The 10,866-nt window shown below is 68.8% G+C and carries 11 protein-coding genes; 1 reads left to right on the top strand and 10 read right to left on the bottom strand.

Annotated features, from left to right (window positions below):
- Window positions 1-98: 98 nt before the first annotated feature.
- Window positions 99-794 carry a 7-cyano-7-deazaguanine synthase QueC gene (gene queC / locus VB739_RS09580; RefSeq protein ID WP_323356851.1) on the bottom strand — a complete coding sequence of 232 codons (696 nt, stop codon included), beginning with the start codon at window positions 792-794 and terminating at the stop codon, window positions 99-101.
- 72 nt (window positions 795-866) lie between these two features.
- Window positions 867-1,829 (bottom strand): hypothetical protein, encoded by a 963-nt coding sequence (locus tag VB739_RS09575; RefSeq protein ID WP_323356847.1) that lies wholly within the window; start codon window positions 1,827-1,829, stop codon window positions 867-869.
- 67 nt (window positions 1,830-1,896) lie between these two features.
- Here VB739_RS09575 and VB739_RS09570 point away from each other — a divergent pair, with 67 nt between their 5' ends.
- Window positions 1,897-2,436, top strand: a complete 540-nt coding sequence (locus tag VB739_RS09570; RefSeq protein ID WP_323356846.1) for an ecotin family protein — start codon at window positions 1,897-1,899, stop codon at window positions 2,434-2,436.
- 27 nt (window positions 2,437-2,463) lie between these two features.
- On the opposite strand, the gene VB739_RS09565 is transcribed toward VB739_RS09570, so the two are convergent.
- The 8 genes from VB739_RS09565 to gcvT all read right to left on the bottom strand — a co-directional run bounded on the left by VB739_RS09565 (window position 2,464) and on the right by gcvT (window position 10,824).
- The gene (locus VB739_RS09565) at window positions 2,464-4,116 is read right to left on the bottom strand and encodes a diguanylate cyclase (RefSeq protein ID WP_323356845.1); all 1,653 of its coding nucleotides are present in this window, start codon (window positions 4,114-4,116) and stop codon (window positions 2,464-2,466) included.
- Entirely contained in the window at window positions 4,116-4,736 is a 621-nt protein-coding gene (locus VB739_RS09560) for a 7-carboxy-7-deazaguanine synthase QueE (RefSeq protein ID WP_323356850.1), read from the bottom strand. The genes VB739_RS09565 and VB739_RS09560 overlap by 1 nt, the downstream gene beginning before the upstream one ends.
- A gap of 25 nt (window positions 4,737-4,761) precedes the next feature.
- Window positions 4,762-4,995: a hypothetical protein gene (locus VB739_RS09555; RefSeq protein ID WP_323356844.1), complete on the bottom strand. Its 234-nt coding sequence runs from the start codon at window positions 4,993-4,995 to the stop codon at window positions 4,762-4,764.
- On the bottom strand, window positions 4,976-5,263 hold the full coding sequence (locus VB739_RS09550; protein WP_323356843.1) for a hypothetical protein: 288 nt from the start codon (window positions 5,261-5,263) through the stop codon (window positions 4,976-4,978). The genes VB739_RS09555 and VB739_RS09550 overlap by 20 nt, the downstream gene beginning before the upstream one ends.
- Before the next feature lie 97 nt (window positions 5,264-5,360).
- Window positions 5,361-7,058, bottom strand: a complete 1,698-nt coding sequence (locus VB739_RS09545; protein WP_323356842.1) for a CTP synthase — start codon at window positions 7,056-7,058, stop codon at window positions 5,361-5,363.
- A gap of 173 nt (window positions 7,059-7,231) precedes the next feature.
- Window positions 7,232-7,717: a Dps family protein gene (locus tag VB739_RS09540; RefSeq protein WP_323356849.1), complete on the bottom strand. Its 486-nt coding sequence runs from the start codon at window positions 7,715-7,717 to the stop codon at window positions 7,232-7,234.
- Between the two features lie 99 nt (window positions 7,718-7,816).
- Window positions 7,817-9,640 (bottom strand): aspartate--tRNA ligase, encoded by a 1,824-nt coding sequence (aspS, locus tag VB739_RS09535; protein WP_323356841.1) that lies wholly within the window; start codon window positions 9,638-9,640, stop codon window positions 7,817-7,819.
- 68 nt (window positions 9,641-9,708) lie between these two features.
- Entirely contained in the window at window positions 9,709-10,824 is a 1,116-nt protein-coding gene (gcvT, locus tag VB739_RS09530) for a glycine cleavage system aminomethyltransferase GcvT (RefSeq protein WP_323356840.1), read from the bottom strand.
- Window positions 10,825-10,866 lie beyond the last annotated feature (42 nt).

The following is a 10,866-nucleotide window of genomic DNA, read 5'->3' as shown; positions in this document are numbered from 1 at the left end:
GCCATCGCCGTCGAGCAGCACCAGCCCGTCCTGGCCGACGCGCGCCGCCAGCACCCGGGCCAGGGCCCGGGGCTCCAGCCAGGGGAGCGGGTCGCTCCTCAAAGGCCGGCTCCGGCGCGGACGGCGGCGCTGGTGAGATCGTCACGGCCCGCGGCGATCAGGGCGGCATCACGGATGCGGCAGCTGTCGCAGCGGCCGCAGGGGAGATCACCGCCGCCGTAACAACTCCAGGTGGCGGCGATTGCCACCCCCAGTCGCAGCGCTTCGCGCACGATGGTGGTCTTGTCCCAAGCCACCAGCGGCGCCCACAGGCGGGCTCCATGGCCCTCCCTGCCCGCCTTGCTGGCCAGGTCGGCCAGGCTCTGGAAGGCGGCCAGGTAGTCGGGGCGGCAATCGGGATAGCCCGAGTAGTCCACCGCGTTGACCCCGAGCACCAGGCTGCCGGCGCCGCGCGCTTCGGCCAGGCTCAGCCCCAGGGCGATGAAGACCGTGTTGCGCCCGGGCACATAGGTGGTGGGGATCACCCCCTCGCGCACCCCCTCATCGGGCACGGGAATGGCCGGATCGGTGAGGGCCGAGCCGCCCCAGGCCGCCAGGTTCACCGCGATCACGTGGTGCTCCTCCAGGGCCAGGGCGCCGGCCACGGCGGCGGCGGCGGCGAGCTCGCGCCGGTGGCGCTGGCCGTAGTCGAAGGAAAGACCGATCACCCGATGGCCCGCCTCGATCGCCAGGGCGGCGGCAGTGGCGGAATCCAGCCCGCCGGAGAGCAGGGCGATGGCGAGGGGGGGGGCGATGGGAGCGCTCCAGCGCGGGTGGTCCCCATTCTGAAAGCGGCAGGAGGGTGTCAGGGGCCCGTTCGCCCCGGCTCATGGGTCGGCCCATCGCCAGCCTCCGGCCCCGTCCCGGATGCCGATCAGGTGGGGGGGAAACAGCACTGCCACGGCGATGCTCAGGCAGATTGAGCCGTCCTCCCCCAGCGTTTCGGGCAGGCTCCTGGGGAAGGTGAGCCGGAAAAGCGGTCTGTCCCGCCCACCCACCAGCACCGCCGGCAGCGATCCCCCCTGGTACCGGAGCTGGTCCTGGGCTGCCGGGGTCACCCGCAGACCCGCCGCGTAGCCGCGCTCCAGACAGCGGGCCTTGCGCATGGCTGTCCCATTGGCAACGCCAGGCTGGCTGAGGCGTCCGTAGGCAGATGTGAAGGGTGGCGTGAAGCTGGCGGCCCGTTGCCCCACCAGGGCCGCGAGGGACTCCAGGTCGGCAGCGTCCAACCCACCGATGGCCGGCAGATGGTGCCAGGGCCGGTCCGGGGCGAAGGGCGCTTCGAACGGATGGCTCAGCTCCAGCACGCCACCGGCCGCCAGGTCCTGCCGGCCGGTGGCACCCTCGTTGGTGAGGCCCTCGCCCTCCGGCCCCAGGGTGCGGGTGATCCGGTCGGTGATCGCGGTCCACTGCCAGCGGCCCCGATAGGGAGGGCCCGGGTCCGCGGGAACGAAACGCAGCGTCAGCTGGTTCGTGCCACGGCGCAGCAGCGACCCCATGCCCAGGGTGCTGATGACCAGCCCCGGGGAGATCCGTCGCTCCCGGAACAGCACCAGGGCCTCATCGGCCGCGATCTCCCCGTCAACCAGGGGGAAGCCGTTGAGCGCCAGGTCCACCCTGCCCGGCACCATCGGCAGCCTGTCCTGCCGCTGGGGATCGCCCCTGTAGGGGGTGAAGCTGAACTCCAGCTGGCGCGTTTCAGCGGCGACCGGCAGTGAAAGCGTGGGCGCCCCCATCAGGCTGATGGCCAGCGTGAGCGGCAGCAGGGAGGGGCGGCCGGCAGGGGACATCGGTGCCGGGTGGCTCGGTGGATGTCATCGTGATCATTCCAGGCTGTTGCCCCTCCCGAGGTTCTCCATGGCCCAAGCCCTGCGCAACGCCGCTGCTACGGCCACGGCCACGGTCGCCCTGCCATTCCTGCTGGGGGCCTGGCTGCCGCCGGCCGGGGCCATCCCCCGGCTGGATCTGAAGCCCTATCCGCTCCCCACAGCCGGCCAGACCCGTTGGGTGATCCAGCTGCCCGGCGTGCTGCCCCCCGGCACCGATCCGCGCCTCTCCCCCCACCCAAGCGACTGGCGGGTGCAGCTGATCCCCGGCCGGGAGATGGAGGTGGATTGCAACCAGCAGGCCTTCCGCGGCCGCTTCCGGGCCAGCAAGCTGAAGGGGCTGGGTGTCAGCGTCTACACGGTGAGCGATGTGGGCCCGACGGTAGCGACCCGCATGGCCTGCCCCCCCGGCCAGGCGAAACGCAACGTGTTCGTGCCGATGGGCAGCAAACCCTTCGTGGTGCCCTACGACGCCAGCCGGCCGATCGTCGTTTTCACCCCCAAGGATCTGCAGCTGCGCTGGCGGCTCTGGAAGGCGGAGAAGGTGCAGCAGCCGGCCCAGGCCCTCTGAGGCTTCAGCGCACCCCGACAAGAGGGCCTAAGCCATAGACGTTGGTGCGACAGGATCCCCCGCGATAGCGACCCTGTTGCGCCCGCTTGCCTTGGCGGCATAGAGCGCCGTGTCGGCCTGGGCAAGCAGCGCATCAATGCCCAGGTTTGGCTCTGCGACAGCGATACCAATGCTTACCGTGACCTGAAAGTCCGACACTCCGGAGCTGGATACGCTCCCGGCCAAGGCCACCTCCCCAGCGGCATGGTGCACAATCGCCGCTGCGTTCTGGCGGAGCCGCTCTGCGATCTGCAGCGCCTGCTTTGATCCGGCATGGCTGAGCAAGATGACGAATTCTTCCCCGCCGAAACGTGCCGCCAGATCGCCACTCCGCATGCTGGTTTCGAACAATTGGGCAACGTGTTGGAGCACATCATCACCGGCCTGGTGTCCCCAGCGATCATTGACTTGCTTGAAGTGGTCCAGGTCCAGCATCAGAATTGCCAGCGGAATGTCATAGCGCTGGCTCCGTATCAGCTCTGGCATGGCGCGCTCCAGGAAGCCACGTCGGTTGAAGAGATTGGTCAGGGGATCGTGGACGGCCAGATCCTTGAGACTCTGCTCCGACTTCTGGAGCAAAGCATTGCTCTCGATCAGTGCATTACGGGTCGATTGAAGCCTTTCGACGTTCCGCTCTAAGGCGACAAGAAATCCCAGCACCATCACGCCCACAACAACGATGACCCAGGGCAAGATGTCGTCTTGAGGCGTCTTCAGCGAATTGATGTATTTCTGGGTGGCGTCCAAACGGATGTTCCAGGGTGTGTCAAAGATCAGGGCGCGACTGTCGGCGCCGATCCCAGTGGATGGACCCGCTGAAATCTTGATGCTCGGTTCCGATATTGCTTGCTGCGTGATTGTCAGATTCAGCCCGAGGCTTTCATAATCTGGCAGCTTGGATTGAATCAGTAGCTTTTTCAGATCGTAGATCAATCCCACAAATCCCGCGATCTGTTGTTGGCGTTTACTCAAGCTTCCAGGAATTATTCCGCCACGGAAAACAGGCACAGTCACCGCAAAACCAACAGGCTGGATGGGATCACCCGGAAAGCGGATGACTGGGAACAGTCCGGAAGCAACAGGATCGCCTTCGTCGCGAGAGCGCCATTTCGACTCCATCCTCTCCGGTGAGAAGGCCAGGTCCAATCCCATCGTTGTGCTGCTCGAGGACAGGCTTTGATAGACATACAGCACCGGCACATGAAGGTCGCGCGCACGCGCCGGCATGGAGGAGTCCTTGTCCTGGGCCGGTTCCCAGAGGTGAAAGTCGCTGAGGCGGCCGCCCTGCTTGCGCACCGAATGCTCAAAGCTCTGCCGATCCTTTGCCGCCACGATTGGCTGCCACTCGACAATGATCAGGCCATCCTGGTGGCTGAAGCTCTGGCTGGCCAGCTGTGTGAAGGTGGGGTAGGGAAGGGAGGGATCAACGCTGAGCCGTGCCGTCAGCCCTCGCATGGAGCGAACAGACTCGTTCACCGACTGAGTGAGTTGGAATGCCGCGTCTGCGGCTTTCAAGCCGAGGTTGGCCCGCAGACTATTTTGCACGCGATGGTTGATGACAACGTGTGACACGAGCGCAAGAGTTGCAAACCCCAAGGCCGTGATCACATTCACGATCAAGAAGCGATTCTCCCGTGCCATCAGCGCACACCCAACCCCTTGTGGGATTGCAGACTCAGCCGCCAAGCCCGATGGGACTTCACAAAATCAATGGCCAGACTCTGGCCCTCGGCGCTCTGCCAGCCGGGTTGCAGCAACAGCACAGGCGGTTCGGAGTCGCTCCCCGCGCGGGTCGTGCTGGCGGCGCGGGCCATGGCGTCGGCAAAGCCAAGGTCAGCTTGCTCGTGCACTACCACCTTGAGCTCGTCGCAGCGGGCCAAAAGATCGGCGGAGGGGGGGCGGTGGCGCTTGGGGGAGAGGGTGATCCAGTCGAAGTGGCCGCTGAACTCCCCCACGCCGCTGGTTTCCAGGTGCAGCGGCAGGCCCGCCGCCGCCAGGGCGGTGCAGAGGGCGTCCAGGGGGTGCTGCAGCGGTTCGCCGCCGGTGATCACCACGAAGGCGGCACCGGCGGCGGCGGCAGCGGTGGCCTCGGCCGCCAGTTCGCCCAGGGGGCGCCGTGGATGGGCCGCCTCCGGCCAGGAGTGCTTGGTGTCGCACCAGGAGCAGCCCACATCGCAGCCCGCAAGGCGCAGGAAGAAGGCACTGCGGCCGGCATGGAGCCCTTCCCCCTGCAGAGAGTGGAAGGTTTCCACCACGGGCATCGCTGGCAGGTCTGGGGCAGGCACCTCAACTGCCGCCATTGGAATCGGCCTGAAGGAGTTCCAGGTCAAACCCCGCCCCGAGGAACTGGCGAAAATCCCGATCCAACGTGACCATCCAGGTGGAGCTGCTGATGGCGAAGGCCGCCAGGTCCACCTGGGGCAGGGCCTGAAGCAGCACCGCCTGGGCGGAGTGATGGGCTGGATGGGCCGCGAAAGCCGCCGCCACCCACACGTTCCCATCAAGCAGATCGGACGGCACGGCGGAGGTCCTCCAGCTCCAGGCCCTGTTGCTCCAGATGCAAGGCCGTGGCCAGATCGATTCCCGGCCGGTCGCTGGCTGGCTCACACCGGAACACCGGCAGCCCAGCCGAATCAACCATCACCGCATCGCTGGCGGCGGGCACAGACGCCGTCGTGCCGCCATGGAGGCCCTGACCGATGGACTCAGCCACGAGTTCCTTGAGGGTGCGGCCCTGCTGAAGGGCCCGCTGTCTGGCCTGGCGCAAGAGGTGGTCCGGCAGGTCCAAGGTCGTTGTGATCAGCGCAAGACGGCTGATAACCCAGTTTACGGGCGAGCCAGCACGCTGGGTTGCCCGTTGTTGGCGAGCCGATCCCCTGCGGGCTTCAGGCCTGCACGGGCATCGCCTGGGGAGCGGAGGCGGCCTGGGCCTGCTGGCTGTTGCGGGCCACCTCACCGCGCCGCTGCTGGGCCGCCTCGATGAGTCCCCGGAACAGGGGATGGGGCTTGCCGGGACGGGAGAGGAATTCCGGGTGGTACTGGCAGGCGGTGAAGAAGGGGTGGTCCTTCAGTTCGATCAGCTCCACCAGGCGGCCATCCGGGGAGGTGCCACTGATCTCGTAGCCGGATTCCAGGAACAGGGAGCGGTAGGCGTTGTTGAACTCGTAGCGGTGACGGTGGCGCTCGTAGACCACCTCCTCGCCGTAGAGGCGCTGGGCCATGGTGCCCGCCGTCAGCCGGCAGGGGTAGACACCCAGCCGCATGGTGCCGCCCAGGTCCACCACGTCCTGCTGTTCGGGCAGCAGGTGGATCACGGGGTGGGGGGTGGCGCGGTCGAGCTCGGCGCTGGTGGCCCCCTCAAGGCCGGCCTGGTGGCGGGCCCACTCGATCACGGCGCACTGCATCCCCAGGCAGAGCCCCAGGAACGGGACCCGCTGCTCCCGGGCCCAGCGGATCGCCGCCACCTTGCCGTCGACGCCGCGATGGCCGAAGCCACCGGGCACCACCACCGCATCCATGCCCCGCAGCAGGGCGTCAGCGCCCTGGCTCTCGATCTGCTCGGCGCAGACCCAGTGGAGATCAAGGGAGGCGTCCCGCTCCAGACAGGCATGGCGCAGGGCCTCGACCACCGAGAGGTAGGCGTCGTTGAGCTGCACGTATTTGCCCACCAGGGCCACCTTCACGGCGGGGCCGGGATGGCGCAGCTTCTCCACCAGGTCGGCCCAGCGCGCCATGTCGCTGTCGTGGTCGACCAGGGAGAGCACGTCGAGCACCTGGCGGCACAGGCCTTCGCTCTCCATCGCCAGGGGCACCGCGTAGATGCTGTCGGCATCCAGGGCCTGGATCACGGCGCCGGCCGGCACACCGCAGAAGCCGCCGATCTTGGCCTTGAGGTCGGTGCTGATCGGCCGATCGCTGCGGCAGACGAGAACGTCAGGCTGGATGCCGATCGAGCGCAGCTCCTTCACCGAGTGCTGGGTGGGCTTGGTCTTGAGTTCGCCGGAGGTGCCGATGAACGGCAACAGGGTGACGTGGACATAGGCCAGGTCCTGGCGGCCCACATCACCGCGGAACTCGCGGATCGCCTCCAGGAACGGCAGCGACTCGATGTCGCCCACGGTGCCGCCGATCTCGGTGATCACCACGTCGGCGCCGCTGTTGGCCGCCACCCGGTGGATGCGTTCGCGGATCTCGCCGGTGATGTGGGGGATCACCTGCACGGTGCCGCCGTTGTAGTCGCCGCGGCGCTCCTTGTTGATCACCGCCTGGTAGATCGAGCCGGTGGTCACGCTGTTGAGGCGCGACATGGCCGTGTCGGTGAAACGCTCGTAATGGCCCAGGTCCAGGTCGGTCTCGGCGCCGTCCTCGGTGACGAACACCTCACCGTGCTGGTAGGGACTCATCGTGCCCGGATCCACGTTCAGGTAGGGATCCAGCTTCAGGATCGAAACGCTGTAGCCGCGCGACTTGAGCAGCCTGCCGAGGCTGGCGGCCACGATGCCCTTGCCGATGCTGGAGACCACCCCGCCGGTCACGAAGACGAACTTCGCGGCATGGCCCCGCGTGGCGGACGGTGCGGACATCGGGTGAGGCGCTGATTCCCCAATCTACCGATCCCTTCCAGCCCCCAACGGCGGCCTACCCATCCGATGGCCACCCCCCTCAGGCCTCCTGGGCGAGGCTTCCGCGTCGCGGACCGAAGCCGGCGTCGCTCGCGCCAGCGAGCGTGGGCCGGCGCAGGCCGCGCTGCGGAAGCTCACGCCTCCAGGAGGCTCCTCAGCATCCAGGCGGTCTTCTCGTGGATCTGCAGCCGCTGGGTGAGCAGGTCGGCGGTGGGCTGGTCGTTGGCCTCATCCGCCGTGGTGAACACCGCGCGGATCGTGCGGGCCACGGCCTCATGGCCCTCCACCAGCTCCCGCACCATGGCCAGGGCGGGGGGCACCCCCTCGGCCTCGGGCACCGAGGAAAGACCGGCGTAGATGGACCCGCCGAAGGGGGCCGGACACCCGAGAGCACGGATGCGCTCGGCAATCAGGTCGAGGGCGGTCCAGAGCTCGGTGTACTGGTCCATGAACATCAGATGGAGCGTGTTGAACATCGGTCCAGTGACATTCCAGTGGAAGCCGTGGGTCTTGGCGTAGAGGACGGTGCTGTCGGCCAGCACGCGACCGAGGCCGGCGGCGATCTGCTCCCGCTGCTGCGCCGGGATGCCGATGTCGATGGGGGGAGCGGTGACGGCCATGGGGGGAAGCGGCAACGGAGGGGGTGGTCCATCGAAGCTACTGAGAGATCGGCCGTTCGTTCCGTCTTCCAGGGATCGCCCTGGCCCAGGCTGGGGCGCCTAGGCCTCCTCGTCCGTCCAGGTGCTGGCCACGTGCAGCTCCTCCAGCTGCTTCGGTGCCACATCGGCGGGGGCCTGGGTCATCAGGCAGCGGGCCTGCTGGGTTTTCGGGAAGGCGATCGTGTCGCGGATCGATTCCTCGCCGGCGAGCAGCATCACCAGCCGGTCCATGCCGAAGGCGATGCCGCCGTGGGGCGGGGCGCCCATGTCGAGGGCCTCCATCAGGAAGCCGAACTGGCGCTCGGCCTCCGCCAGCGGCAGGCCGATGGTCTGAAGCACCTGGCGCTGCAGGGCGGAATCGTGGATGCGCAGGGAGCCGCCGCCCAGCTCGAGGCCATTGAGCACCAGGTCGTAGGCCTGGGCACGGGCCGTGGGGAGCGTCTCGGCCCAGGCGGCGGGGTCGTCGCCCAGATCCCCGGCGTTGGGGGCGCAGAAGGGATGGTGCAGGGCTTCGAGCCGGTTCTCGCCGGCGTTGAACTCGAACATCGGGAACTCCACCACCCAGAGGAAGTTCCACTGGTCGTTGTCCCGCTCGGCCGGCACCAGGCCGAGCTCGCGGGCCAGGTACTGGCGCACCCGGTCGAGGGCCTTGTTGACGGTGGCGGTGTCGCCGGCACCGAACAGCAGCAGGGTGCCTTCCGTGGCGCCGGTGCGCTGCAGCAGTTCCGCCTTCATCTCGGCCGTGAGGTTGTCCTTGATGGCGCCGATGCTGTCGATCTCGCCGCCGGCCCGCACCCGGATGAAGGCCAGGCCGCCGGCCCCCGCCTTCTGGGCCTCGCTGAACACATCCCCACCGGGCTTGATGCGCACGTTGCTGACGGCCTCGTTGCCGCCGGCCACGGCAATGCACTTCACCGAGCCCCCGGCCGCCACGGCGCCGGAGAACACCTTGAAGCCCATGCTGGCCACCAGATCGCTCACATCGGTGAGCTCCATGCCGTAACGGGTGTCGGGCCGGTCGGTGCCGTAGCGCGCCATCGCCTCGTGCCAGGTGAGGCGGGGGAACGGGCGCGGCAGCTCGATGCCCTTGACGGCCTTCCAGATGGCGGCGATCAGGCCCTCATTGAGCGTCAGGATCTGCTCCTGGTCCATGAAGCTCATCTCCATGTCCAGCTGGGTGAACTCCGGCTGGCGGTCGGCGCGAAGGTCCTCGTCGCGGAAGCAGCGGGCCAGCTGGTAGTACCGCTCCAGGCCACCCACCATCAGCAGCTGCTTGAACAGCTGGGGCGACTGGGGCAGGGCGAACCACTCGCCGCCGCAGACCCGGCTGGGCACCAGGTAGTCGCGGGCGCCTTCGGGGGTGGAGCGGGTGAGCACCGGCGTTTCCACCTCGATGAAGCCCTCCCCCTCCAGAAAGCCGCGGGCGGCCTTCACGGTGGCGTGGCGCAGCCGCAGGTTGCGGGCCATGCGCTCACGGCGCAGATCCAGGTAGCGGTGGCGCAGCCGCAGTTCCTCGCGGGTGTTCTCCTCGTCGTGCACCGACACCGGGAAGGGCAGGTTGCCGCGCACCTCGTTGAGCACCGTGATGCCGCTCGCCAGCACCTCGATCGCGCCGGTGGCCAGCCGTTCGTTGAGGGATTCGGCCGGCCGGGCCCGCACCTTGCCCTCCACCCGCAGCACGGTCTCGTTGCGCAGCCGCTCGGCCACGGCGAAGGCGGCGGGGGCCAGGTCAGGATCCACCGTGATCTGCACGGTGCCGGCGCGGTCGCGCAGGTCGATGAAGATCACCCCGCCGTGGTCACGGCGGCGGTCGACCCAGCCGCACAGCTGGACCTGCTGGCCGATGGCGTCGTTGCGCAGATCGCCGCACCCGTGGCTGCGCATGGGGAAGAACACATCAATCCGCGAGTTTCCCACAGGGCCCCGGCCGCCTGCCCAGGGGCCGGGCGCCCTCAGCCGCGCCGGTAGAAGGGCCGCTTGACCACCACCGCCGGCTCGGCCCGGCCGCGGATCTCCACCGCCAGCTCGGTGCCGGGCTTGGCCGCCGCCGCGGGCACGTAGGCCAGGGCCACCGCTTCCCCCAGGGTGGGGGACCAGGTGCCGCTGGTGACCTCGCCCACCGGCGCGCCGTCCTGCAGCACCGGATAGCCGTGGCGGGCGATGGCGCGGCCCTGCAGTTTCAGCCCCACCAGCTTCCGGCCCACCCCCTCGGCCGTCTGCCGCTCCAGGGCGGCGCGGCCGATGAAGTCGGCGGGCATCTCCAGGTGCACCAGCCAGCCCAGCCCAGCCTCCAGGGGGCTGGTGGCCGCATCCATCTCGTTGCCGTAGAGGTGCATCGCCGCCTCCAGCCGCAGGGTGTCGCGGGCCCCGAGCCCGCAGGGGGTGACCCCATCGGCCAGCAGCCGCTGCCAGAGCGCCAGGCCGGCCTGGCGGCCCAGCAGCAGCTCGAAGCCGTCCTCACCGGTGTAGCCGGTGCGGCCCACGAACACCGGAGCCCCGTCGATGCTCAGCTCCCGGTGGCCGAAGCGGGGCAGCCCCGCCAGGCTGGTGCCCACCAGGGCCTCCAGGCGGGCGGGCGCCTCTGGCCCCTGCAGGGCCAGCAGCACCCCATCGCCCTTGCGGTCGGTGATGACGATCCCCTCGGGTTCCAGCTGGCTGGCGATCCAGGCGGTGTCGGCCTCGGCGCAGGCGGCGTTGATCACCAGCACCAGTTCGTCCCGCTCGCCCTCGGGACCGTCCACCCGGCCCCGGTCGTAGACGATCAGGTCGTCGCGGATGCCACCGGCTTCGTTGAGCAGCACCGTGTAGCAGGCCTCGCCGGGGCCGATACGGAACAGGTCGGTGGGCACCAGCCGCTGCAGGGCATCCTTGGTGCCCTGCCCGCGCAGGGTGATCACGCCCATGTGGGAGATGTCGAAGACACCGCAGTGCTGGCGCACGGCGTTGTGCTCCTGCACGAGGCCGGTGAACTGGATCGCCATCTGCCAGCCGGCAAAGGGCACCATGCGGGCACCCGCGGCGACGGCCGCGGCATCCAGGGGGGTGCGGCGCAGGGGGGTGGAATCCATGGATAGCGGCCGGCCGGCCAAGGGGACGCCGGTGCCCGGTGG

The sequence above is a fragment of the Cyanobium gracile UHCC 0281 genome, assembly GCF_034931305.1.
Lineage (GTDB): Bacteria > Cyanobacteriota > Cyanobacteriia > PCC-6307 > Cyanobiaceae > Cyanobium > Cyanobium gracile_A.
This window is presented reverse-complemented; position numbering and strand designations above follow the sequence as displayed.